The organism is Microbacterium capsulatum, from assembly GCF_030865425.1.
Lineage (GTDB): Bacteria > Actinomycetota > Actinomycetes > Actinomycetales > Microbacteriaceae > Microbacterium > Microbacterium capsulatum.
On the sequence record NZ_JAVFCB010000002.1, the window covers coordinates 328,685 to 352,202 of the forward strand.

The following is a 23,518-nucleotide window of genomic DNA, read 5'->3' on the forward strand; positions in this document are numbered from 1 at the left end:
CGTGACGCTCGCGGCGCGGCGGTGGATCGCCACGGAGTGGGGCGGCCCGGAGCACTGGCGGCTGGTCGAGACCGAGGTCCCCGATCCGGGCCCGGGCGAGATCACGGTCGCGGTGCGCGCGGCCGGCATGAACCCCGCTGACCGCAAGCACGTCGCCGCGCCCCGCCCTGGCGTGAGGCTGCCGGATCCGATCGGCTACGAGATCTCCGGCGAGATCGTCGCGATCGGACCCGACACCCGGATCGGGTCCGGCGAGGCGGCCGTCGGCGACGATGTGATCGCGTTCCGCGTGAACGGCGGATACGCCACGGCGATGACGATCCCGGCCGCGAAGGCGTTCCGCAAGCCGGCGCCGCTGACCCACCCCGAGGCGGCGAACCTGCTGCTCGCCGGCACCACGGCCGCCGAGATGCTCGAGCGCGTGCACGCCGCGGCGGGGGAGACGATCCTGCTGCACGGCGCCTCCGGCGCGGTCGGCGTCATGGTGCTGCAGCTCGCCGCCCTGCGCGGTGTGCGGGTGATCGGCACCGCGAGCGCGGAGGGCGCCGAGCGGGTGCGCCGCTTCGGCGGGACCCCGATCCTCTACGGACCCGGCCTGCTCGACCGCGTCCGCGCGCTCGGCGCCCCGATCGCCGCGTCGCTCGATGCGGTGGGCACGGACGAGGCCGTCGACGTCTCGCTCGGACTCGTCCCTGACCGATCCCGGATCATCACGATCGCGGCGTTCGGCCGCGCCGCCGAGGACGGCATCGCCGCCATCGCCGGATCCCAGCCGGCGAGCGCCGTGTTCCGCGACGGGATCCGCGCAGAGCTCGCCCGCCTCGCCGACGAGGGCGAGCTCGTCGTCCCGGTGGCGCGGGTCTACCCGCTCGAAGAGGCGGTCGAGGCCACGCGCTTCCTCGCCGAGGGCCACCCCGGCGGCAAGCTCGCCCTCGTCCCGTAGCCCGGGAGCGTCGTCGCCGTCACTCGCCGAAGCGCCGGCCCTTCGCCACGGTGAGCACGGTCAGGCTCGGCTCCGCGCCGACGCTGCGGAACAGCGCGGGCGCCGCCGGCGGCTCGGCGCTCGCCCGCATCGCGTCCAGGGCCTGCCGGTCGCGCCACAGCGTCTGGATCCGCCACGTGCGGCCGTCCTCGGCATCCGATCCGCGCAGCAGCTCGGTCCGCAGCAGGCCGTCCGGCAGCGGCTGATCCAGCAGCGCGGCGAATCCCGCGATGAGGGCCGATTCGCGCTCCGCGGCGACCACCGCACTGACCTCGGTGAGAACGTGCTCGGGCATCACGGAACCTCCAGCGCAGGCCGATCCAGACCCTCAGTATGCGCCGCCACGAGCCCCGCCGCCAGGTACGCGAGAGGGCGGCCTCACCAGCCGCCGGAGGATCCGCCGCCGCCTCCGCCGCCGGAGAACCCGCCGCCGGACGATCCGCTGGACGACGAGCTTAGCGTCGGTGTTGCGCTCAGCGAGCTGTTCATCCCGGAGAGGCTGCCGACCAGGGCGCCCGCCGCGTAGCCGGCGTACCAGGTGGGCACGATGTTCTCCTGCTCGTACTGCACCGCGAGCACCTCGCCCCACTCGCGCTCCATGCCGAACAGCATCGCGTAGGGCAGCAGCCGCTCGTACAGCACCACGACGTCCGCGCTGCCGTCCTGACGGCGCTCGGCGCCGCGGTACGACTGCAGCATCCGGATCCGGTCCGCCTCCGCCAGCCGGATGTACTCCCTGACCCCGAGCAGGTACTCACGGGCCTCGGCCCCGGCCCCGGTCAGCACCCGGTAGCGCTGCAGCGCGGCGAGGAGGGCGATCAGCGCGACGACAGACAGGGCGATCGCGAGCACGAACGAGCCGATCGCGGCGGGGCGGCCCACGGCCATGCCGGGCACCGCGAGGATGATCGACGCGATCCCGGCGAGCAGGCCCGCCGCGCTCAGGATCAGCGCGGGCGCCGACCGCCGCCGGACGAGCAGACCGCGCTCCACCGCCGCAGCACCGGCTGCGGCGGGCAGCGTCTTGAGCCGCTTCACGAGCGCGTCGTCCGGCGCCGCGAGGTGCAGCAGGGTGCCGGGCGCGGGGTGGGGGAACAGCGCCGCGAGCGCGGCGGCGTCGAGCGGATCCGGGGGAGCGGCCGGGTCGGTCAGCTGCAGGATCGGCTTGGACGAGCCGTCCTGGATCCGGATCGCCTTACGGACCGCGAGGTGCACGATCTCGGCCGGGTTCGCGGCGTTCCTGCGCCCCTCCAGCACCGCGGCCAGAAGCGGGGGCAGGGTGGTCGGCACGTCGTACTGGGCGACGACGATCCCGCGGCCGCGCCGTCGGCCGGCGCGGCGCATCGCGCCGATCCCGAGGATCGCGCCGCCGAGCGCGAGCAGCGCACCGGCGCCCGCGGCGACCTTCGGGACGGTGTCCGTCATCGGATCCGGGATGCGCGCCGGCGCCGGCGCGAACGTGCCCTGCTTCATCGCGAACGCGACGGTGACGCCGAAGCCTGCGGGAAGGTCGTTCTTCGCGACGTCGAAGACGGTGGCGGAGGACGCATCGGGGGTGAGGTCGCACCGCGTCGTCGCGCCGGCCGGCCCGACGTAGCAGGCGCGGTCGCCGGTCATCGCGGCGGTCACGGCCGGGTCGAACATCATCACGGCCGTGAACTTCGCGATCGGCTGCGCGGAGTTCAGCGGCAGCAGGTTCCAGTACCACTCGTCGATCGCCTTGTCGGTGGGCCGGTGCACCACGTCGCGCATCGTGTACTGGATCCGGTACGTGGTGAGCCCGTGCCGGAAGACGTTCCCGTCGCCGATCTTGATCTGCCGCTCGCCGTTGTCGACGGTGCCGTCGTCGTACGGCAGGTCGTTGCCGTTCCCGTCGGTGACCGACACGATGCGCAGACTCAGCGGAGCGCCGTCGTACCACTCCGGCAGCCCGCGGATGATCCCGTGGTTCTGGTCGAAGTCCGGGAAGTCCGCGACGAGCGTCTCGGTGACCCGCAGCTCCGCGCGGCCCTGGTCGTCCCGGCCGAGCTGGAGCACGCTGTTCCACGACGCGTAGGAGAAGTCGTTCGCGTCGGCGTGCGCAGGGGACGCGACGAGCAGCGGGCCGACGACGAGAGCGGCGGCGCCCAGCAGGGCGAGAAGGCGTGAGCGCAGTCGACCCGTCATGCCAGTCAGGCTAGCGGCCCGCGACCGCGGCGGCGGGACCGGGCCGACGGACGGGCTCGGCGACCGATTCAGTGCAGCGCGCTCGCGGTGATGATCCCGCGCAGCACGGCCTCGTCGTTCGCGATCTCGACCACGCGCTGCGGAGCGGCGAGCAGCGCCTGCAGCTCGTCCGACAGCGGCAACTCGATCCCGAGCGCCTCGGTGATCGTCTCGCCGAACTTCTCCGGCTTCGCGGTCTCGAGCACGAGCATCGGGACGCCGTCCTCGACGAATTCCGCCGCGACCTTCACGCCGTCCGCGGTGTGCGGGTCGATGATCGTGCCGGACTGCGCGTGCACGGCGCGGATCGTCGCGAGGCGGTCCTCGTGGGTGCTCGTGCCGCTGACGATGCCGAACTCCTCGGCGAAGCGCGGCCGGTCGGCGGTGAAGTCGAAGCTGCCGGTCGCGGCGAGGTCGTTCCAGGCGGCGACCACGCGCTGCGGGTCGCGGCCGACGAGGTCGTAGATGAAGCGCTCCAGGTTCGACGCCTTGGAGATGTCCATCGACGGGCTGGACGTGGCCAGGGTCTGCGCCGCGCTGCGCGGGCGGTACACGCCGGTGCGGAAGAACTCGTCCAGGACGTTGTTCTCGTTCGCGGCGAGCACGAGGCGCCGGACCGGGAGCCCCATGCCGCGGGCGAAGAAGCCGGAGAGGATGTTGCCGAAGTTGCCGGACGGCACGGCGAAGGAGACCTCGAACCCGGTGCGCTCGGCCGCGGGCACGGCGTCGGTCGCCCGCAGCCACGCCCAGAAGTAGTAGACGACCTGCGCAGTGATGCGGGCGAGGTTGATCGAGTTCACCGCGCCGAGATGCTGCGCGCGCTTGAAGTCGAGGTCGCCGGCGAGGTCCTTGACCAGGTTCTGGCAGTCGTCGAAGACGCCCTCGACCGCGATGTTGTGCACGTTCGCGTCCTGCAGCGAGTACATCTGCGCGCGCTGGAACGGGCTCATCCGGCCCTGCGGCGAGAGCATGAACACCGACACGCGGTCCTTGCCGCGCAGGGCGTGCTCTGCGGCGGATCCGGTGTCGCCGGAGGTCGCACCCACGATGTTCAGCACGCCGCCGGTCCGCTCGAGCGCGTACTCGAGCGCCTGGCCGAGGAACTGCATGGCCATGTCCTTGAACGCGAGCGTCGGGCCCTCGGACAGGCCGACGAGCGTGATCCCGCCGCCGATCGGCCGCAGCGGCACCGCCGCGGCGAAGACGTCGGGGGAGTAGGCGGCCAGGCACAGCGCGGCGAGGTCGTCGCGCGGGATGTCGGTCGCGAACAGGCCGAGCACCTCGGTCGCGAGCTCGGGATAGGTCAGTGCGCGCCATCCCTCCAGCGTCGCGGCGTCGACCTCCGGCAGCTTCTCGGGCACGAGCAGGCCGCCGTCGGTGGCCAGGCCCTCCAGCAGCGCCTCGCTGTAGGTCTTCGGCTCCCCGCCACCGCGGGTGGAGATGTACTGCACGCGAAACTCCTCGGATCGTCTGCCGGCGTGCTTCGATTGTCGCAGGTCCGTCACAGCCCGGATGCCCGGATGACGCCGTGCTAGCATGGCCGCATGCGCGCAGGCGGTCTGCTCCTTCTTAGCTGCCGCGACGAGTCCCGATTCTGAGGGCCCCACTCGTCGCGGTGTTCGCGTTGGCCCGCCCCGCATCTGAAGCGACGAGAAGAGCAACCCCCTCATGAAGAACAACCAGCGCCCCACTGCGATGCCGATCCACAAGTACCGGCCGTTCCACGAGCAGATCCAGGTCGATCTGCCTGACCGCACCTGGCCGTCGAAGCGGATCACCGAGGCGCCCCGGTGGTGCGCGGTCGACCTGCGCGACGGCAACCAGGCCCTGATCGACCCGATGTCCCCCGAGCGCAAGCGGGTGATGTTCGAGCTGCTCGTGGGCATGGGCTACAAGGAGATCGAGGTCGGCTTCCCCTCCGCGAGCCAGACCGACTTCGACTTCGTCCGGCAGCTCATCGAAGAGGACCTGATCCCGGACGACGTCACGATCCAGGTCCTGACGCAATGCCGCGAGCACCTGATCGAGCGCACCTACGAGGCGATCGCCGGCGCGAAGCAGGCCATCGTGCACTTCTACAACTCCACCAGCGTGCTGCAGCGCGAGGTCGTGTTCCGCTCCGACCGCGAGGGCGTCAAGCAGATCGCGCTCGAGGGTGCGCGTCTGTGCCGCGAGTTCGAGAAGCGGATCCCCGACACCGAGGTCTACTACGAGTACTCCCCGGAGAGCTACACCGGCACCGAGCTGGAGTACGCCGTCGAGGTCTGCAACGAGGTGCTGGAGATCCTGCAGCCGACGCCCGGCCGCAAGGTCATCATCAACCTGCCCGCGACCGTCGAGATGGCGACCCCCAACGTCTACGCCGACTCGATCGAGTGGATGAGCCGCCACCTGAACCACCGCGAGAACGTCATCATCTCGCTGCACCCGCACAACGACCGCGGCACCGCGATCGCCGCGGCCGAGCTCGGCTACATGGCCGGTGCCGACCGCATCGAGGGATGCCTGTTCGGCAACGGCGAGCGCACCGGCAACGTCGACCTCGTCGCTCTCGGCATCAACCTGTTCACGCAGGGCATCGACCCGCAGATCGACTTCAGCGACATCGATCAGGTCAAGCGCACCGCCGAGTACTGCAACCAGCTGCCCGTGCCCGAGCGCAGCCCGTGGGCCGGCGACCTCGTCTTCACCGCGTTCAGCGGATCCCACCAGGACGCCATCAAGAAGGGCTTCGAGGCGATGGCCGCGAAGGCCGAGGCGCAGGGCGTCACGACCGACGACATCGAGTGGGGCGTGCCCTACCTGCCGGTCGACCCGAAGGACCTGGGCCGCTCCTACGAGGCGGTCATCCGCGTCAACTCGCAGTCCGGCAAGGGCGGCGTCGCCTACCTGCTGAAGACCGACCACGCGCTGGACCTGCCGCGCAAGCTGCAGATCGAGTTCTCCGGCGTGGTGCAGGCGAAGACCGACGCCGAGGGCGGCGAGGTCACCAGCGAGCAGATCTGGGAGATCTTCAACGACGAGTACCTGCCCGCCTCGGCGGACGACGCCAAGTGGGGCCGGTTCGAGCTGCTGGGCACCCGGACGAACAGCGACATGTCCGGCGAGGTCACCCTCGACGTCGTGCTGCGCGACGACGAGGAGCGCGCCGAGGCCTCCGGCACGGGCAACGGCCCGATCGCCGCGTTCATCGAGGTGCTCCGCGAGCGCGGCTTCGAGATCTCGCTGTACGACTACGTCGAGCACACGCTGTCCACCGGCGGCGACGCGCAGGCTGCGGCCTACGTCGAGCTGCAGGTCGGCGACCAGCGCCTGTGGGGCGTCGGCATCGACGGCGACATCTCGACCGCGTCGCTCAAGGCGATCGTGTCGTGCGTGAACCGCTCGATCCGCGCCCGCCAGGCCGAGTCCGAGCTCGTCGGGGCCTGACCCCGGACCCTCAGCGTCTCCGCGCCGCCACCCTGTGCGCGGAGCCCCCGTCTGCGGCGCAACCGTCCGCATGACCGCGACTGCTCCCCGAGACCGGCCCAACCGCCGCGCTCGGGGAGCAGTCGTCTTCCCACGAAGCTGCGAGGGCGTTGGCGACCGGTGACGGGGTCAGGGCTTGATGATCGGGATCATGCCGGTCTCGGCGGCCACCTTGCGGCGGTAGAGGCGACGCTGCTCGGGGAGGGACACGTCGAAGATCACGGCGAGCACGCGGATGATCGTCGTGATCACGATCGCGACGACGGCGGACGGCACGATCCCGAGCCCCAGCGTGTGCGCCACGACGATGAACGTGCAGCCGGCGCCCGCCGCGACCGCGTACAGCGATCCGACGTGCATGATCGACACCGGCAGCCCCATCAGCACGTCGCGGAGCACGCCGCCGCCGACGGCGGCGCACACGCCGATGAACACGGCGGGCACCTCGGGCACGCCGAAGGCGATCGCCTTGCTCGTGCCGAAGGCCCCGAACATGCCGATCACGACCGCGTCCAGCACGACGATGAACGTGTTGACCCGGTTCAGCACTCCGGCCAGCAGCATCCCGACCAGCGCGGCACCCGCGGCGGTGAGCAGGTACCAGTTGCTCTGCAGCGACGCGGGCGGCTGGCCGATCAGGATGTCGCGGATGAGGCCGCCGCCCATGCCGATCATGATCCCGATGATCGCGACCCCGAGCAGATCCAGCCGACGCTGCCCCTGGAAGCCGCTCGCGAACATGGCCCCCTGCACGCCGCCGAGCCCCACGCCCAGCAGATCGGCCCACAGCGGGATGGTGAAGGTCGGTTCGGTCACGCGTCCATTCTCTACGTCGAGTGGGATGATCGAGTAATGCCCACCTACCGAGACGAAGCGGTGATCCTGCGCACCCACAAGCTCGGCGAGGCGGACCGGATCGTCACGATGCTGTCGCGGCAGCACGGCAAGGTCCGGGCGGTGGCGAAGGGGGTGCGCCGTACCTCGTCGAAGTTCGGGTCGCGCCTGGAGCCGTTCATGGTGGCCGACGTGCAGCTGTACCAGGGGCGATCGCTCGACATCGTGCAGCAGGCGGAGTCGCTGGGCTCGTACGGCGCCGACATCGCGCTGCACTACGACCGCTACACCGCGGCGAACGCGATGGTGGAGACCGCCGATCGGCTGAACGACTCCGAGGCCACCCCCGACCAGTACCTGCTGCTCGTCGGCGGGCTGCGCGCCCTGGCCCGAGGCGAGCATGCCGCGCGGAGCATCCTGGACTCGTACCTGCTCCGCGTGATGGCGCTCTCCGGCTGGGCGCCCTCGTTCGACGACTGCGCGCGCTGCGCGAAGCCCGGCCCGCACACCGTGTTCGTCGCTCAGATGGGCGGCATCGTCTGCGACGACTGCGCCCCCGTCGGCAGCCCCCGGATCCCGGCGTCGGCGCTCGAGGTCCTGCGCGCGCTGATCGCGGGCGACTGGGAGCGCGTCGAGGCGGCCTCGCCACGCGACACCGCGGCGGCGTCCGGCGTGATCGCCGCATACACCCAATGGCATCTCGAGCGGGGGATCCGCTCGCTCCCGCTCGTGGAAGGACCCCGGTGAGCACCGCAGCGCACGCCCCCAAGCCGTACACCCACAAGGACGCCGTCCCGTACCGTCCGCTGGACTGGACCGGCGTGCAGCCTCCGGCGTTCCCGGCGGTCCCGGAACATGTCGCGATCGTGATGGACGGCAACGGCCGCTGGGCGAACCGTCGCGGGCTGAACCGGATCGAGGGGCACAAGGCGGGGGAGGAGGTGCTGCTCGATGTCGTCGCCGGGGCGATCCAGGCGGGCGTGAAGCACCTCAGCGTGTACGCGTTCTCGACGGAGAACTGGGCGCGCTCGCCCGAGGAGGTCCGCTTCCTCATGGGCTACAACCGTGACGTGCTGCACCGCCGCCGCGACCAGCTGAACGAATGGGGGGTGCGGATCCGCTGGGCGGGGCGCAAGCCGCGGCTGTGGGGATCCGTCATCAAGGAGCTGCAGGTCGCCGAGCAGCTCACCCGCGGCAACGACGTGCTCACCCTCACCATGTGCATCAACTACGGCGGCCGGGTCGAGCTCGTCGACGCCATGCGCGCGATCGCCGAGGATGTGAAGGCGGGCCGGATGCGGCCGGGGGCGATCACCGAGAAGGCGATCCGCCGGCACCTGTACATCCCGGACATGCCGGACGTCGACCTGTTCCTGCGCAGCTCGGGGGAGCAGCGCACGTCGAACTTCCTGCTCTGGCAGTCGGCGTACGCCGAGATGGTGTTCCTCGACACGCTGTGGCCCGACTTCTCCCGTGAGGAGCTGTGGCGCGCGATCGGGATCTACCTCTCCCGCGACCGCCGCTTCGGCGGTGCCGTGGACACCCCCGACGCTGCCGCCCCCGGTTCCTGAGCCGCGCCCGGTTCCTGAGCCGCGCCCGGTTCCTGAGCGCCCGGTCCCTGGCCAGCACCCGGCACCCGGCACCCGGGGCCCCGGGTGCCCGGAGCCTGCCGAGTGCCTGGCGAGGCCTGGGCCTGAAACGCCGGACCATCCGGCGCGCGCACTCCGCCAGGCCCTTCGCGCTCCCGATGGGGCACGTCAGGCGGCGGGGCGGAATCGTCTCGGTGGAGGATCGATGTCCCCCCAGGCATACCGGAGCGGAAGCCGATGGCGCAGCACGAGCGTTCGTCCGTCATGGCGGTGGAGCACGAAGTCTCCGGTCCCGTCCCGCGTGATCCGCCAACCACCGTGATGCAATTCCATGTGATGGAATCGGCAGAGCAGGATCCCGCGGTCGACGTCGGTGCGACCCCGGTCCCGCTCCCACTCGTCGATGTGATGGGCTTCGCAGTACGACGCGGGTCTGTCGCATCCGTCCCATCGGCACCCGCCATCGCGGACGGCCAGGGCGACGCGCTGCCGCGGCGTGAACAGCCGGGACTCCCGTCCGACATCGAGCGGATTGCCGCCGCAGTCCACGGACACCGACACTATCCCGGCCTCGCAGACGCGCCTTTCGCCGATCGCCGCCGGCAGCGCGGTCACCCCGTCTTCCGTGTGGACGAGCGGAGCGGCCGCGCCGTCGCGGTCGACGACCTGCACGAGCCGCAGCCCCGCCTGCCGCGTGCCGAAGACGGCTTCCGGCTCCGCGAGCGCGCCCGCCCGGATCAGATCCAGCAGCAGGTCGTAGGCCAGTTGGTCGTTCGTTCGCGGATCCGCGGTCAGGTCTTCGGCGACCGACTTCTCGTCCGGATCCACGAATCGCGGCCCACCACGGCGAGGGCGCAGCGCGGCGGCGAACATCGTGTCGACGAGCGCACCGCCCTCGTCATCGAAGGCGATCGACGCCCGTCGCATCCCGTCCTGATCCAGGTAGGTGCGGAACGAACGACGCTCGTATCGCGCCAGGAACCGGGTCTCGGCGCCCTCCGCGTCGATCAGATCACGGATCGTGCGGGCGTGCGCGAGCAGCTCCTCCACCGTGCGTCGCCCCGCCTCGACGGTCAGCTGATCCGCGGCCTGGGCCCACGCTTCCTCGGCGCCCTCGATCGGCTCGCCGAGTCCACGGCGGATCGAGTCGTGCTGAGCCGTCGAGATCAGCCCGTCGAGCAGCGCCCGCCCCAACGCCGCGTGCCACGGCGGCGCGGGATCGGCCGGGGCGTCGTCGACCCCGCCGACGCCCCGGGCATCGGGCGGCGTGTGCGCCACATCCCGCAGCGCCTCCCCGACACGCACCTGTCGCGCGGCTTCGATCTTCGTCACCCCGGTGAGATCCTGCACCAGAGCGACCGCGTTGCGATGCCCGCGTGACTGCGCCAGGCCCGCGTGCCCGCTCTCGCGGGAGGAGCGAGCGGCGACGAGCGCCGCGCCGACGACGCGGATCTGTTCACCGCATCGGATCAGCGCGGTCGCGGCCGAGATCGCCCGCAGGCTCTCGTCGTCGCTGAGGTTCTCCATCCGGGTGACCAACTCCGCCGGATCGATCGCATCACCGAGCAGCTCGCGCAGCACTCTCAGCTGCGCTTCGACTTCGGTGAAAAGTTCCATACTCGATTCTCTCCCAGGGCACCGACATTGGGAGATCTGATCCAGGATCGGTGGAGAACCCCGTGGGTTCCCGGTATGTGCGCGTCGATCGCCGCGCGTGGTGACTCGCACGCGGCTCCTTGAGACCGTCGAAGCGACGGCCTCCGGGCGGTGCCGTAGAATGGACCCCGCGAAGGGGAGTATCCCGACTTCACGCGATCGTCATCACGAGGCCCGTCGACGGGTCTCCGGGCGCGTGGCGCTTTCGAGCGGGGGAGAGACTTTCGGTCTTTGACCGACCCCTTCGAAAGGCCCTTTCGTGGACGTCCCCGTCTGGTTCGAAATCGTCTCCCTCGCCGTCCTGGTGCTGATCCTGATCGGCGACCTGCTGCTGGTGCGCCTGCGCCCGCACATCCCCTCCACGAAGGAGTCCACCCTGTGGGTGGTGTTCTACGTCGTGCTCGCGCTCGGCTTCGCCGGGCTCCTGCTCCTGGTGGGAGGGGCGGATCCGGCGGGGCAGTTCCTCACCGGATGGGCCCTCGAGTACAGCCTGTCGATCGACAACCTGTTCGTGTTCGTGCTGATCATGGCCCGGTTCACGGTGCCGCGCAGACTCCAGCAGCAGGTGCTCATGGTCGGCATCATCATCGCGCTCGTGCTGCGCGGCGGCTTCATCGTGCTCGGTGTGACGATCATCGAGAACTTCGCTCCCGTGTTCTACCTGTTCGGCGCCTTCCTCATCTGGACGGCGATCCGCCAGGCGATGCCGGAGAAGGAGCAGGAGGAGGACGCTGCCGCGAAGGAGGGCTTCGCCGTCCGCCTCGTCCGCCGCCTCGTCCCAGTCAGCGACGCGTTCGACGAGGGCCGGGTCCGCACGGTCGTCGACGGCCGGAGGATCTGGACGCCGATGATCGTCGTGTTCGTCACGATCGGCGTCACCGACCTGATGTTCGCGATCGACTCGATCCCCGCGATCTTCAGCATCACGCAGGACGGCTTCCTCGTCTTCACCGCGAACATCTTCGCCCTGATGGGCCTGCGCCAGCTCTACTTCCTGCTCGGCGATCTGCTCGACCGGCTGCGCTACCTGCACTACGGCATCGCCGTGATCCTCGGCTTCATCGGCGTCAAGCTCGTGCTGCACGCGATGCACCGGAACACCGTGCCCTTCATCAACCGCGGCCGGCCGATCGAGTGGGCTCCCGACGTGCCGATCTGGCTGTCGCTGGCGGTGATCGTCGTCGCGATGCTCGGCGCGACCACCGCCAGCCTGATCGCCTCGGGCCGGGAGAAGCGGCAGCAGGGCATCACGGCGGGCTGAGCCGGCGACGCCGGTGCCGGGATCGCACGCCGCGGCCGGGATCGCACGCCGCGGCCGGGATCGCACGCCGCGCCCGTACCCTTCGTTGCCTCGTGCCCGGGCATCTGTCATCCTCGAAGCACGTCAGCGCCGATGCTCCGGGCCGCGAAGCGACCCGCCCCACCGGTGTGGAACCGCCCGGAGGGGGATCGCATGTCGCAGACGGACGCCACGCAGACGCCGCGCTTCGAGGACGCGCACGGCGCCGAGCACGCCGCAGAGCAGGCCGGCTACAAGAAGACACTGAACCGCCGCCAGGTGCAGATGATCGCGATCGGCGGGGCGATCGGCACGGGCCTGTTCCTCGGATCCGCCTCCCGCCTGCACAGCAACGGCCCGGCGCTCGTGCTCAGTTACGCGTTCGTCGGCGTGATCGCCTATTTCCTCATGCGGGCGCTCGGGGAGCTCGTGCTGTACCGCACGACGTCCGGGGCCTTCGTGTCGTGGATGCGCGAGTTCTTCGGCGAGAAGGCGGCGTACTACACGGGCTGGATGTACTGGACCAACTGGGCCCTCACCGGAATCGCCGAGCTGAGCGCGGTCGGCCTGTACATCCAGTACTGGTGGCCGCAGATGCCGACCTGGGCGACCGTGCTCATCGCGCTCGCCGTCGTGCTGGTGGTGAACCTGCTGTCAGCGAAGGCCTTCGGCGAGTTCGAGTTCTGGGCGTCCGTGCTCAAGGTCGCCGCGATCATCGTCTTCCTCGTCGTCGGTCTCGTCGTCGTGGCGTTCAGCTTCGACGTCGGAGGGCATCGCGCCGGTGTGCAGAACCTCTGGTCCAATCCGGGCGGCTTCTGGCCGACGGGCGGCGGCTTCGCCTGGTACGGCCCGATCATCGTGATGTCGGGCGTCGTGTTCGCCTACGCGGCGATCGAGATGGTCGGCATCGCCGCCGGCGAGATGGAGGATCCGAAGCGCGAGGTGCCGAAGGCGGTGAACGCGGTCATCGTCCGGATCGGCGTGTTCTACTGCGGCGCGCTGCTGCTGCTGGTGTGCATCCTGCCGACGAGCGAGTTCACCGCGGGCATCAGCCCCTTCGTGACCGTGTTCGGCCGGATGGGCATGCCGTGGATGGCGAACGTGATCCAGGCGATCCTCATCGTCGCCGCGATGTCGTCGCTGAACTCCGGCCTGTACACGACGGGCCGGGTGCTGCGCAGCCTCGGCATGGCGAAGCAGGCGCCGGGGTTCACGCTCCGGATGAGCGCGTCGGGTGTGCCGTGGGCCGGGATCGTGATGACCGCCGTCGTCTACGTGTTCGGCTCCCTCCTGAACGCGGTGAGTCCCGACGCGTTCGAGATCGCCCTGGAGGCGGCGTCGATCGCGGTCGTGTTCACCTGGGGCACGATCTTCCTGTGCCAGCTCAGGCTGCGCAGGCTCACCGATCGTGGGGTGCTGCCGCCGAGCTCGTTCCGGGCGCCGGGCACGCCGTGGACGAGTTACCTGGGTCTCGCCTTCCTCCTGTTCGTGCTGGTCGGGATGGCCATCTCGGGCTGGCAGGCGTCGCCGTACTTCTGGCACAAGACCGGGTTCGTCGTGGTCGTGATCGGGATCCCGGCGCTCATCGTCATCTTCGAGATCGGGTGGCTGATCGTGAAGCGGCGGGTCGTGGCGCACACCGGCGGGCGGCTGCTCAGCAGGTGGACCGACACCGGGCTGCGCTATCCGCCGCCGGCGGAGGGGCCGCGGACCGAGTCGATCGCGGCGCTCGGCACGGTCCAGTTCGAGGCGCACGAGTGGGACAACCTCGACGCCGCCACCGACGACGGGGAGGACCTGGCCGGACTCGGCACGGTGCAGATCGAGATGCACGAGTGGGACAACCTCGACGAGCCGGACAAGAACCCGCCCGAGGGCAGAGACGGGAACCCGGAAGAAAGGGGGAAGTGACATGCGTCGTCTCACCGCCGTCCTCGGGCTTCTGACGGTCTCCCTGATGGTCGCGGGATGCTCGTCGGCGCTCCCGACGAACACCGGCGACAACAACGCGACCGGATCCGCGACCCTCACGATCGGCATCGCCGACGACCTGCCCGGAGTGAGCCTGAAGACCGCCGCGGGCTACGCCGGCTTCGACATCGACACCGCCAACTACGTGGCGGGCAGACTCGGCGTCCCCACGAAGAACATCACCTGGCAGCGCATCGACCAGGACGAGCGGGTGAGCGCGCTGACCGGCGGCAAGGTCGACCTGGTGGTCTCGACGTTCTCGATCACGCCGGAGCGGCAGAAGGAGATCGACTTCGCGGGCCCCTACTTCGTCGCGCACCAGGATCTGCTCATCCGCCGCAACGACGACACGATCACGGGCCCCGAGACCCTGGACGGCAAGAAGGTGTGCGCGGCCGCCGGCACCACCTCGATCGACTACCTCACGGCGCACTACCGGGGGAAGATCACGGTGGTGAAGGTGCCGTCCTGGTCGGAGTGCGTGCGGGACCTCGCCGCGGGCACGGTCGACGCGGTGTCGACCGATGACCTCATCCTGGCGGGCTTCGCCGCCGTCCCCGAGTACAAAGGCGTGCTGCGGGTGATCGGCAAGGGCTTCACCGACGAGCAGTACGGGATCGGCCTGAAGAAGGGTGACAACCGCGTCGACGCGGTGCGCTCGGCGCTGAAGGAGTACATCTCGTCGGGCGCGTGGAAGAAGTCCCTCGACGCCAACATCGCCCCTTCGGGGTACGCGATCCCGGCGCCGCCCACCGTGAAGTAGCGCTTCCCGCGCACGGCACCCGCCTGAGGGCCCAGGGTGGGTGGGAGACTCCCACCCAGGGCAGAGGTAAGCTCGTGCGCATGCAGGCGGTGCTTCTCCTTAGCGGCCGCGGCGAGACCTCGATCTAGGCCCTCCTCGCCGCGGAGTCTCGCCCTGTCGTCATGGGACACGGCCGCACCTCGATCCAGGAGAAGCAAGCATGACAACCGACGCATCCGCCCGACCTCGCACGCTCGCCGAGAAGCTGTGGGACGACCACCTCGTCGTGAAGGGCGAGAACGGCGAGCCCGACCTCATCTACATCGACCTGCACCTCGTGCACGAGGTCACCAGCCCGCAGGCCTTCGACGGCCTGCGCACCGAAGGGCGCCCGCTGCGCCGTGTCGACCTCACCATCGCGACGGAGGACCACAACACCCCGACGCTGGCGATCGACAAGCCCATCGCCGACCTCACCAGCCGCACCCAGATCGAGACGCTGCGCCGCAACGCCGAGGAGTTCGGCGTCCGCCTGCACTCCCTCGGCGACGCCGAGCAGGGCATCGTGCACGTCGTCGGCCCGCAGCTGGGCCTGACGATGCCCGGCATCACCGTGGTCTGCGGCGACTCGCACACCTCCACGCACGGCGCGTTCGGGGCGATGGCGTTCGGCATCGGCACCAGCGAGGTCGAGCACGTCATGGCCACGCAGACCCTGCCGCTGAAGCCGTTCAAGACGATGGCGATCAACGTCGAGGGGACGCTGCGCCCGGGCGTGACCGCGAAGGACATCATCCTCGCCGTGATCGCGAAGATCGGCACCGGCGGCGGCCAGGGCTACGTGCTCGAGTACCGCGGCAGCGCGATCCGCGCCCTCTCCATGGAGGGCCGCATGACGATCTGCAACATGTCCATCGAGGCCGGCGCCCGCGCCGGCATGGTCGCCCCCGACGAGACCACCTTCGCGTACGTGCAGGGCAAGCCGCACGCGCCGCAGGGGCAGGACTGGGACGACGCGGTCGCCTATTGGCGCACGCTCCCGACCGACGAGGGCGCGGTCTTCGACGCCGAGGTGTTCATCGACGCCGACGAGCTGGAGCCGTTCGTGACCTGGGGCACCAACCCCGGCCAGGGCGTGTCCCTGTCGTCCTCGGTGCCGGACCCGGCCGACATCGCCGACCCGAACCAGCGCAGCGCCGCCGAGCGGGCCCTCGAGTACATGGACCTGACCCCGGGCACCCCGCTCAAGGACGTGAAGGTCGACGCGGTCTTCATGGGATCCTGCACGAACAGCCGGATCGAGGACCTGCGGGCTTTCGCGTCCATCATCAAGGGCAAGCAGAAGGCCGAGGGCGTGCGCGTCATGGTCGTGCCGGGATCCGCGCGCGTGCGCCTGGAGGCCGAGGCCGAGGGCCTGGACAAGGTCATCACCGACTTCGGCGCCGAGTGGCGCTTCGCCGGCTGCTCGATGTGCCTGGGCATGAACCCCGACCAGCTCGCCCCGGGCGAGCGCTGCGCCTCGACCTCGAACCGCAACTTCGAGGGCCGGCAGGGCAAGGGCGGTCGCACGCACCTCGTCTCGCCGCTGGTGGCCGCGGCCACCGCGATCCGCGGCACCCTGTCCAGCCCGAGCGATCTGACCGAGGAGGCCTGATCACCATGGAGAAGTTCACCACGCACACCGGCATCGCCGCTCCGCTGAAGCGCTCGAACGTCGACACCGACCAGATCATCCCGGCGGTGTTCCTGAAGCGGGTCACCAAGACCGGCTTCGACGACGCGCTGTTCCACGCCTGGCGGCAGGACCCCGAGTTCGTCCTCAACCAGCCGTCCTTCCAGGGCGCGTCCGTGCTCGTCGCCGGACCCGACTTCGGCACCGGATCCAGCCGCGAGCACGCCGTGTGGGCGCTGCGCGACTACGGCTTCAAGGTCGTGCTGAGCCCCCGTTTCGCCGACATCTTCCGCGGCAACTCGGGCAAGCAGGGCCTGCTCGCGGCGACCGTCGACGAGGCCGACATCGAGAGGATCTGGGCCCTGATCGACGAGGATCCCGGCCGGGAGATCACGGTCGACCTCGAGGCGCGCACCGCCACGATCGGGGGCTTCCAGACGGCCATCGGCATCGACGATTACACTAGGTGGCGGCTCCTCGAAGGGCTCGACGACATCGGGCTCACCCTGCGCAACGAAGACAAGATCGCGCAGTTCGAGGCCCGCCGCGAGTCGTGGCGGCCACGCACGCTTCCTGTTCCCTGAACCGGACGCGGCCGTGAGCCCAGGGCATCCGCCCGGCGGCTCCGGCCGCGCCCGTTTCACAAGAAGAGGTCCTGAATGACGACACCGCTGCACGAGACCACGCTCGCTTCGAAGCCTTCGGGCGATGTCCTGGCAATCCGCGGCGGACGGCCACTGCACGGCCGAGTGGACGTGAAGGGCGCGAAGAACCTCGCGACCAAGGCCATGGTGGCGACTCTCCTCGGTGAGACGGTCAGCACCCTGCGCGACGTCCCGGACCTCAGCGACGTCGCGGTCGTGCGCTCGCTGCTCGAGGTGCACGGCGTGCGCGTGACCGAGGGCGACGAGCCCGGCGCGCTGGTGTTCGACCCGAGCGACGTCGAGTCCGCGCACTTCGAAGAGATCGACGCGCACGCGGGCGCCTCGCGGATCCCGATCCTGTTCTGCGGCCCCCTGCTGCACCGGCTCGGCCAGGCGTTCATCCCCGACCTCGGCGGCTGCCGCATCGGCGACCGCCCCATCGACTTCCACCTCGACGCGCTGCGCAAGTTCGGCGCGGTCGTCGAGAAGCTGCCCAGCGGCATCCGCCTCTCCGCCCCGAACGGGCTCAAGGGCGCGAACATCCACCTGCCGTACCCGAGCGTCGGGGCGACCGAGCAGGTGCTGCTCACGGCCGTCCGCGCGCAGGGGCAGACGGAGCTGCGCAACGCGGCCATCGAGCCGGAGATCATGGATCTCATCGCGGTGCTGCAGAAGATGGGCGCGATCATCTCCTACGAGCCGAACAGGGTGATCCTGATCGAGGGCGTGGACAAGCTGCGCGGCTACGACCACCGTTCGATCTTCGACCGCAACGAGGCCGCCTCCTGGGCGTGCGCGGCGCTCGCGACCGACGGCGAGATCTTCGTCGGCGGCGCCCGCCAGCAGGAGATGCTGACGTTCCTGAACGTGTTCCGCAAGGCCGGCGGCTGGTTCGACGTGCGCGAGGACGGGATCCTGTTCCGCCGTGACGGCGCGCTCAAGCCCGTCATCGTCGAGACCGACGTGCACCCCGGTTTCATGACCGACTGGCAGCAGCCGCTCGTCGTCGCGCTCACCCAGGCGCACGGCCGCTCCGTCGTGCACGAGACCGTGTACGAGAACCGGATGGGCTTCACCGACGCGCTCGTGAAGATGGGCGCCGACATCGTCGTGCACCCGCACGGGCTGCAGGACGGCCCGCGCCGCGTCGCCCGCCGCGAGCTCGAGCAGGCCGCCGTCATCACCGGACCGACCCCGCTGCACGGTGCCGACATCGTCGTGCCCGACCTGCGCGGCGGCTACAGCCACGTCATCGCGGCGCTGACCGCGACCGGTGAGTCGCGGGTGTCCGGGATCGACATCCTCAGCCGCGGCTACGAGAAGTTCCTCGACAAGCTCACCGCGCTGGGCGCCGACTTCGACGTGATCGGCTGACATGCGCGCGACCGCGGAGAAGACCCGCCCCAGCCTGTTCTGGTTGCTGGCGGTCTTCGTGGTGCCGTTCGTGTCGTACACGGCGAAGATCCGGATCCGCGGGGAGCAGAAGCTGCCCCGGGACGGCGCGTTCGTGCTCGCCCCGAACCATTACTCCGAGTACGACCCGCTGATCGTCGCCCTCGCCGTCTGGCGCCTCGGCCGCGCCCCGCGGTTCATGGCGAAGGAGAGTCTGTTCAACGTCCCCGTGCTGGGCTGGGCGCTGCGCCGCACGGGCATGGTCCCGGTAGCCCGTGCGACCACGCTCGCGGCGGCCAAGCAGACGATCTCCCAGTCCAAGGAGCTCGCCCGGCACGGCCGCGGCGTGATCGTGTACCCGGAGGGGACGCTCACCCGCGACCCCGCGCTGTGGCCGATGCGCGGCAAGTCGGGCGCCGTTCGCCTGGCCCTCGCCGGCGACATCCCGCTCATCCCGATGGCGCAGTGGGGCACCCAGGAGATCATGGGCCGCTACCAGAAGGGCCTGAGCCTGTGGCCGCCGCGGAGGAAGGTCGAGGTCCTCATCGGGGATCCGATCGACCTCTCCGACCTCAAGCACCGCAAGGGCTCGCACTCCGCGATGGTGGAGGCGACCGACCGGCTCATGGCCGCCGTCACGGCGCTGCTCGAGGAGCTGCGCGGCGAGAAGGCTCCGGCCGAGCGCTGGAACCCGGCCGACCATGGCCAGAAGGAGACGGGTCGCCTTGACTCCTAGGACCGGTGCGGTGCGCTCCACCTCCGCCGCGCGCTCCGGGCCGCGCGTGACCGTGATCGGCGCGGGCAGCTGGGGGACCACCTTCGGCAAGATCCTCGCCGACGGCGGAGCCCAGGTGACCATGTGGGCGCGGCGCCCCGAGCTCGCGCACGAGATCGCCGAGGCGAAGCGCAACTCGAAGTACCTGCCCGGCATCAACCTGCCGCGCGCGATGACCGCGACGCACCACCTCTCCGAGGCGCTGAACGGCGCCGAGCAGGTGTACCTGTCCGTGCCCAGCCAGACGCTGCGGGAGAACCTCAAGGCGCTGCGGCCGCTCCTGCAGAACTCGGACGTGCCCCTCATCAGCCTGATGAAGGGCGTGGAGATGCGCACCGGGCTGCGGATGAGCCAGGTGATCGAGCAGGAGCTGCGCTGCGATCCGGATCGCATCGCGGTGGCCAGCGGCCCGAACCTCGCCCTCGAGATCGCGAAGGAGCAGCCGACGGCCGCGGTCATCGCCTCGAACAGCGAGGAGACGGCGGACATCGTCGCCCGCACGGCCCGCAACCGCTACTTCCGCAGCTTCGTGAACACCGACGTGATCGGCACGGAGTTCGGCGGCGTGCTGAAGAACCTCATCGCCGTCGCGATCGGCATCGTCGACGGCGTCGGCTACGGCGAGAACACGAAGGCGTCGATCATCACCCGCGGGCTCGTCGAGATGACCGACTTCGCGGTCGCGAACGGCGCGCAGCCGGGCACGCTGCAGGGCCTCGCGGGCCTCGGCGACCTGATCGCGACGTGCCAGTCGCCGCTCAGCCGCAACAACACCGCCGGGCGCCTGCTCGGCCAGGGATACAGCTACCAGGACGTGGTCAAGCAGATGCAGCAGACGGCCGAGGGGCTCGCCTCCGTCGCGCCGGTGCTGCAGCTGGCCCGAGCCGCCGGCGTGGAGATGCCGATCGTCGAGCAGGTGAAGATGGTACTGGACGGCACCATGGATCCGCGCGACATCGCCCCCCATCTGACCACCGACGACGACACCCCGCAGGGGGAAGGGACGGGCAATGGACAAGCAGACGGTGGTGGTGCTCTTCGGAGGGCGCTCCAGCGAGCACTCGATCAGCTCCGCCACGGCGGGAGGGGTGCTCCGCGCGCTTGACCGCGACCGCTACGACGTCATCCCCGTCGGGATCACCCGCGCGGGCGCGTTCGTGCTCGAGGACGACGACCCGGAGAAGTTCCCGCTGGACGCGGAGCGGCTGCCCGAGGTCGTCGACAACGGCACGCGCGTGCAGTGGCCGGAGCCGGGCGGGATCCGCACGCTGCGGGTCACCCGCGCGGACGGCACCGTGGACGACCTCGGCGCGATCGACGTCGTGCTGCCGCTGCTGCACGGCCCGCACGGCGAGGACGGCACGCTGCAGGGCTACTTCGACACCCTCGAGGTGCCCTACGCCGGCGGCGGAGTGCTCGACTCCGCGCTGTGCATGGACAAGCACTTCATGAAGGTCGCCCTGCAGGCCGCCGGCATCGCGGTCGCTCCGTGGGTCACCGTCCGCGCTCGGCGGTGGGCCGCCGACCCCGAGGCGGTCCGCGCCGAGGTCGCCGCACTCGGCCTGCCGCTGTTCGTGAAGCCGGCCCGCGCCGGATCCAGCGTCGGCGTGTCCAAGGTGACCGACCCCGCCGAGTTCGACGAGGCGATGCGGATCGCGTTCGCCGAGGACGACAAGGTGCTCGTGGAGACCGGCGTCGTGGGCCGCGAGATCGAGGTCGCGATCCTCGAGGGCGAGGCCGCGCCGCGCGCGTCCGTGCCCGGCGAGATCGTGCTCACCACGCGCGGCTTCTACGACTTCGAGGGCAAGTACCTCGGCGGCGACGGCGTGGACGTGGTCTGCCCGGCCGCGCTGGAGGACGCGGAGATCGCGGCCATCCAGGAGGCCGGGATCCGTGCGTTCGAGGCGGTCGACGGCCGCGGGCTCGCGCGCGTGGACATGTTCCTCACCGCCGACGGCACGCTCGTCGTGAACGAGCTGAACACGATGCCCGGCTTCACGCCGATCTCGATGTTCCCGAAGTGCTGGATCGCCTCCGGGCTGAGCTACCGCGACCTCATCACCGAGCTGATCGAGGCGGGGCTGCGCCGCTGATCCGGGGCCGTCTGCGGGCCGGCCCCGGTTCGCCGGGCCGGCCCTATTTCGTCGGGCTCGGCGCAGGCGCGGGCGTCGCGTCCGCCCCGGGACGGGCCGTGCAGGCGTGGTCGGCGGGGATGGTCGCGATCGCCGCCGCGAGGCTCTTGTTGCCGATCACGTCGTTCGCGCTCACGCCCCGGCCGGGCTTGCTGTCGATGTACAGCTGCACGGCGGGCTTGCGGCCGTAGGTGGTGAGCCGCAGATAGGGGCTCTGCGAGTCGTCGACGAGCCAATCGATGCCCTGCAGGGTGATGCACTGCAGCCTGCTCGTCGGCTCGGCCTCGGGCAGTCCGCAGGTGAGCAGCACGACGGACGGGTCGCCCCACGCGGCCGTGGCCTGGGCGTCGGTCCAGCGGCGGTCGTGCCCGTCGATCGACGGTACGTTCTGCAGCCGCACGGAGACCTCGGCGCAGCGTGGGCTGTTCGCGTCGTCCGCCGGATCCAGGTGCACGGTCGAGCTGCACCCCGCCAGAGAACCGGCCAGCACGCCCGCCAGGAGGACGACGGCGGAGGCGACGGGGAGACGGCGGGGCATCCCTCCAGGCTACCGTTGAGAGCATGGTCGACTTCTCAGCTGCCGGATCCGCGCACCCGCGCCCCCAGACGGTGCCGGAGGACGACCCGCACATCGGTGAGGTCTCCGAGGGACGCGTGCTGCGCACGATCCTGACCCGCACCCCGGACGGCGTCTTCTCGCTGCTCGGCCCCGGGGACGACGCCGCCGTGGTCGCCGCTCCGTCGGCATCCGTCGTCGCCACGACCGACACGCTCGTGGAGGGCCCCGATTTCCGCGCCGCCTGGTCCGGCGGGTACGACCTCGGTTGGAAGGCCGCGGCGGTGAACCTCGCCGACATCGCCGCGATGGGCGCCCGCCCGACCGCCCTGCTCGTCGCGCTGGCCGTGCCCAAGGACCGACGGCTGTCCTTCGTCGCGGCCCTCGCCGACGGCTTCCGCGACGCCTGCGACGCGCTCGCCCCCGGCTGCGCGGTCGTGGGCGGCGACCTGACCGTGTCGGCGACCCTGATGATCGCGGTGACCGCCCTCGGGGACCTCGAGGGGCGCGCGGCGATCACCCGCTCCGGCGCGCGCGAGGGCGACGACGTGGCGCTCGCGGGCGAGATGGGGCGTGCCGCGCACGGGCTGTCGGTCCTGTTCCGGCGCTTCCACCCCGAAGGCGTCGCGATCCCGGTCGACCCGGCCGTGCTCGACGAGGGCGAGGCCGACGCGATCTCGGCGCAGCTGCGCCCGGTGCCGCCGATCGGCCTCGGCCCTGTTGCGGCGATCTTCGGCGCCACCGCGATGATGGACGTCTCGGACGGGCTCGCCCTCGACGCCGGCCGGATGGCGGACGCGTCCGGCGTGACGATCGCGCTGGACCGCGCCGCGCTCGGAGCGCACCCGCACCGCGCGCTGGCCGGCGGCGAGGACCACGCGCTGCTCGCGACCTTCCCGCCCGGCGACCTGCCCCCGGGGTTCCGGCGGATCGGATCCGTCGTGCCGCGGATCCCCGACGCGCCCGTCACCTGCGACGGCGAGCCGGTCGGCCCGCTCGGCTGGGACCCCTACCGCGACGCGGGCGCCGACGCCCGCTGAGCGCCGGTCAGACCCGTGCGGGCTCCGCCCACCACAGCGCGGTGTCGCCGTACGCCTTCTCCCGGATGAGCTCCAGGCCCGCGGCCGCGAGATCCGGGGGCGTCGAGCGCCGGGCCCGCTCGATCACGACGACCGCGTCGGGGGAGAGCAGCGGCGTGAGCGCGACGAGGTCCGCGGTCATGTCGGCATCGGACAGGTCGTACGGCGGATCGGTGAACACGAGATCGAACGGTCCGGACGCGCGCGAGAGCATCGCGTGCACCGCGCTCTCGTGCACGCGGGCGGCGATCGCGCCGCCGAGCGCCTTCGCGACGGCCTGCGCGTTGCGCCGCACGATCGCCGCGGCCGGCCGGGCGCGTTCGACGAGGTCGGCGCTGCGCGCGCCGCGGCTGACCGCCTCCAGGCCCAGCGCCCCAGATCCGGCGTACAGGTCGAGCACGCGGGCGCCGGCGATCGCGTCCATGGACTCCAGGGTCGCGAACAGCGACTCGCGGACGCGGTCGCTCGTGGGGCGCGTGCCCTGCCCCGGCACGTCCAGGCGCGTCCCGCCGGCGCCACCCGCGATGATTCTCGTCACCCGA

21 protein-coding genes are annotated in these 23,518 nt (G+C 71.0%); 14 read left to right on the forward strand and 7 right to left on the reverse strand.

Annotation, left to right across the window (positions count from 1 at the left end; genetic code table 11):
- Position 1: 1 nt before the first annotated feature.
- A complete protein-coding gene (locus RBR11_RS04430; RefSeq protein WP_308488092.1) occupies positions 2–943 on the forward strand; it encodes an NADP-dependent oxidoreductase in 942 nt (313 codons plus the stop codon).
- A 19-nt stretch (positions 944–962) separates the two neighbouring features.
- Here RBR11_RS04430 and RBR11_RS04435 read toward each other — a convergent pair whose 3' ends face one another.
- From RBR11_RS04435 to thrC, 3 genes are all read right to left on the reverse strand, one after another.
- Positions 963–1,277, reverse strand: a complete 315-nt coding sequence (locus tag RBR11_RS04435) for an antibiotic biosynthesis monooxygenase (protein WP_308488093.1) — start codon at positions 1,275–1,277, stop codon at positions 963–965.
- 83 nt (positions 1,278–1,360) lie between these two features.
- Positions 1,361–3,148 (reverse strand): DUF2207 family protein, encoded by a 1,788-nt coding sequence (locus tag RBR11_RS04440; protein ID WP_308488094.1) that lies wholly within the window; start codon positions 3,146–3,148, stop codon positions 1,361–1,363.
- Positions 3,149–3,216: 68 nt separating this feature from the next.
- A complete protein-coding gene (thrC, locus tag RBR11_RS04445; protein WP_308488095.1) occupies positions 3,217–4,638 on the reverse strand; it encodes a threonine synthase in 1,422 nt (473 codons plus the stop codon).
- 217 nt (positions 4,639–4,855) lie between these two features.
- On the opposite strand from thrC, the gene leuA reads away from it, so the two are divergent.
- On the forward strand, positions 4,856–6,616 hold the full coding sequence (gene leuA / locus RBR11_RS04450; RefSeq protein WP_308488096.1) for a 2-isopropylmalate synthase: 1,761 nt from the start codon (positions 4,856–4,858) through the stop codon (positions 6,614–6,616).
- Between the two features lie 168 nt (positions 6,617–6,784).
- On the opposite strand, the gene RBR11_RS04455 is transcribed toward leuA, so the two are convergent.
- Complete coding sequence (locus RBR11_RS04455) at positions 6,785–7,471, reverse strand: trimeric intracellular cation channel family protein (protein WP_308488097.1); 687 nt, start codon at positions 7,469–7,471, stop codon at positions 6,785–6,787.
- Between the two features lie 36 nt (positions 7,472–7,507).
- On the opposite strand from RBR11_RS04455, the gene recO reads away from it, so the two are divergent.
- A complete protein-coding gene (recO, locus tag RBR11_RS04460; protein ID WP_308488098.1) occupies positions 7,508–8,236 on the forward strand; it encodes a DNA repair protein RecO in 729 nt (242 codons plus the stop codon).
- Positions 8,233–9,060, forward strand: a complete 828-nt coding sequence (locus RBR11_RS04465) for an isoprenyl transferase (protein WP_308488099.1) — start codon at positions 8,233–8,235, stop codon at positions 9,058–9,060. Before recO ends, RBR11_RS04465 begins: the two co-directional genes overlap by 4 nt.
- 186 nt (positions 9,061–9,246) lie before the next feature.
- Here the strand turns inward: RBR11_RS04465 and RBR11_RS04470 are convergent, their stop codons facing one another.
- Positions 9,247–10,695: an HNH endonuclease signature motif containing protein gene (locus tag RBR11_RS04470; protein ID WP_308488100.1), complete on the reverse strand. Its 1,449-nt coding sequence runs from the start codon at positions 10,693–10,695 to the stop codon at positions 9,247–9,249.
- 298 nt (positions 10,696–10,993) lie between these two features.
- On the opposite strand from RBR11_RS04470, the gene RBR11_RS04475 reads away from it, so the two are divergent.
- The 9 genes from RBR11_RS04475 to RBR11_RS04515 all read left to right on the forward strand — a co-directional run bounded on the left by RBR11_RS04475 (position 10,994) and on the right by RBR11_RS04515 (position 21,302).
- The gene (locus RBR11_RS04475) at positions 10,994–11,995 is read left to right on the forward strand and encodes a TerC/Alx family metal homeostasis membrane protein (protein WP_308488101.1); all 1,002 of its coding nucleotides are present in this window, start codon (positions 10,994–10,996) and stop codon (positions 11,993–11,995) included.
- A 192-nt stretch (positions 11,996–12,187) separates the two neighbouring features.
- The gene (locus RBR11_RS04480) at positions 12,188–13,924 is read left to right on the forward strand and encodes an amino acid permease (protein WP_308488102.1); all 1,737 of its coding nucleotides are present in this window, start codon (positions 12,188–12,190) and stop codon (positions 13,922–13,924) included.
- 1 nt (position 13,925) lies between these two features.
- Positions 13,926–14,747, forward strand: a complete 822-nt coding sequence (locus RBR11_RS04485) for a glutamate ABC transporter substrate-binding protein (RefSeq protein WP_308488103.1) — start codon at positions 13,926–13,928, stop codon at positions 14,745–14,747.
- Positions 14,748–14,946: 199 nt separating this feature from the next.
- Entirely contained in the window at positions 14,947–16,380 is a 1,434-nt protein-coding gene (gene leuC / locus RBR11_RS04490) for a 3-isopropylmalate dehydratase large subunit (RefSeq protein WP_308488104.1), read from the forward strand.
- Positions 16,381–16,385: 5 nt separating this feature from the next.
- Positions 16,386–16,982, forward strand: a complete 597-nt coding sequence (gene leuD, locus RBR11_RS04495) for a 3-isopropylmalate dehydratase small subunit (protein WP_308488105.1) — start codon at positions 16,386–16,388, stop codon at positions 16,980–16,982.
- A gap of 75 nt (positions 16,983–17,057) precedes the next feature.
- Positions 17,058–18,416, forward strand: coding sequence for a UDP-N-acetylglucosamine 1-carboxyvinyltransferase (gene murA / locus RBR11_RS04500; protein ID WP_308488106.1), 1,359 nt, complete (start codon positions 17,058–17,060; stop codon positions 18,414–18,416).
- Between the two features lies 1 nt (position 18,417).
- On the forward strand, positions 18,418–19,170 hold the full coding sequence (locus RBR11_RS04505) for a lysophospholipid acyltransferase family protein (RefSeq protein WP_308488107.1): 753 nt from the start codon (positions 18,418–18,420) through the stop codon (positions 19,168–19,170).
- A gap of 52 nt (positions 19,171–19,222) precedes the next feature.
- Positions 19,223–20,314 carry an NAD(P)H-dependent glycerol-3-phosphate dehydrogenase gene (locus RBR11_RS04510; protein ID WP_373889771.1) on the forward strand — a complete coding sequence of 364 codons (1,092 nt, stop codon included), beginning with the start codon at positions 19,223–19,225 and terminating at the stop codon, positions 20,312–20,314.
- Positions 20,220–21,302 carry a D-alanine--D-alanine ligase family protein gene (locus RBR11_RS04515; RefSeq protein ID WP_308488109.1) on the forward strand — a complete coding sequence of 361 codons (1,083 nt, stop codon included), beginning with the start codon at positions 20,220–20,222 and terminating at the stop codon, positions 21,300–21,302. The genes RBR11_RS04510 and RBR11_RS04515 overlap by 95 nt, the downstream gene beginning before the upstream one ends.
- 43 nt (positions 21,303–21,345) lie before the next feature.
- Here RBR11_RS04515 and RBR11_RS04520 read toward each other — a convergent pair whose 3' ends face one another.
- On the reverse strand, positions 21,346–21,879 hold the full coding sequence (locus RBR11_RS04520; RefSeq protein WP_308488110.1) for a DUF3515 family protein: 534 nt from the start codon (positions 21,877–21,879) through the stop codon (positions 21,346–21,348).
- Positions 21,880–21,902: 23 nt separating this feature from the next.
- Here RBR11_RS04520 and thiL point away from each other — a divergent pair, with 23 nt between their 5' ends.
- The gene (gene thiL, locus RBR11_RS04525) at positions 21,903–22,937 is read left to right on the forward strand and encodes a thiamine-phosphate kinase (RefSeq protein WP_308488111.1); all 1,035 of its coding nucleotides are present in this window, start codon (positions 21,903–21,905) and stop codon (positions 22,935–22,937) included.
- Positions 22,938–22,944: 7 nt separating this feature from the next.
- On the opposite strand, the gene rsmD is transcribed toward thiL, so the two are convergent.
- Entirely contained in the window at positions 22,945–23,514 is a 570-nt protein-coding gene (gene rsmD, locus RBR11_RS04530; RefSeq protein ID WP_308488112.1) for a 16S rRNA (guanine(966)-N(2))-methyltransferase RsmD, read from the reverse strand.
- Positions 23,515–23,518 lie beyond the last annotated feature (4 nt).

Excerpts from the sequence above, each read along its gene's own strand:
- RBR11_RS04470 (WP_308488100.1), bottom strand. The coding sequence starts at position 10,695 with ATGGAACTTTTCACCGAAGTCGAAGCGCAGCTGAGAGTGCTGCGCGAG.
- murA (WP_308488106.1), top strand. The coding sequence starts at position 17,058 with ATGACGACACCGCTGCACGAGACCACGCTCGCTTCGAAGCCTTCGGGC.
- RBR11_RS04520 (WP_308488110.1), bottom strand. The coding sequence starts at position 21,879 with ATGCCCCGCCGTCTCCCCGTCGCCTCCGCCGTCGTCCTCCTGGCGGGC.
- leuA (WP_308488096.1), top strand. The coding sequence starts at position 4,856 with ATGAAGAACAACCAGCGCCCCACTGCGATGCCGATCCACAAGTACCGG.
- leuD (WP_308488105.1), top strand. The coding sequence starts at position 16,386 with ATGGAGAAGTTCACCACGCACACCGGCATCGCCGCTCCGCTGAAGCGC.
- RBR11_RS04505 (WP_308488107.1), top strand. The coding sequence starts at position 18,418 with ATGCGCGCGACCGCGGAGAAGACCCGCCCCAGCCTGTTCTGGTTGCTG.
- RBR11_RS04440 (WP_308488094.1), bottom strand. The coding sequence starts at position 3,148 with ATGACGGGTCGACTGCGCTCACGCCTTCTCGCCCTGCTGGGCGCCGCC.
- RBR11_RS04515 (WP_308488109.1), top strand. The coding sequence starts at position 20,220 with ATGGACAAGCAGACGGTGGTGGTGCTCTTCGGAGGGCGCTCCAGCGAG.
- RBR11_RS04435 (WP_308488093.1), bottom strand. The coding sequence starts at position 1,277 with ATGCCCGAGCACGTTCTCACCGAGGTCAGTGCGGTGGTCGCCGCGGAG.
- leuC (WP_308488104.1), top strand. The coding sequence starts at position 14,947 with ATGACAACCGACGCATCCGCCCGACCTCGCACGCTCGCCGAGAAGCTG.
- RBR11_RS04485 (WP_308488103.1), top strand. The coding sequence starts at position 13,926 with ATGCGTCGTCTCACCGCCGTCCTCGGGCTTCTGACGGTCTCCCTGATG.
- recO (WP_308488098.1), top strand. The coding sequence starts at position 7,508 with ATGCCCACCTACCGAGACGAAGCGGTGATCCTGCGCACCCACAAGCTC.
- RBR11_RS04480 (WP_308488102.1), top strand. The coding sequence starts at position 12,188 with ATGTCGCAGACGGACGCCACGCAGACGCCGCGCTTCGAGGACGCGCAC.
- thiL (WP_308488111.1), top strand. The coding sequence starts at position 21,903 with ATGGTCGACTTCTCAGCTGCCGGATCCGCGCACCCGCGCCCCCAGACG.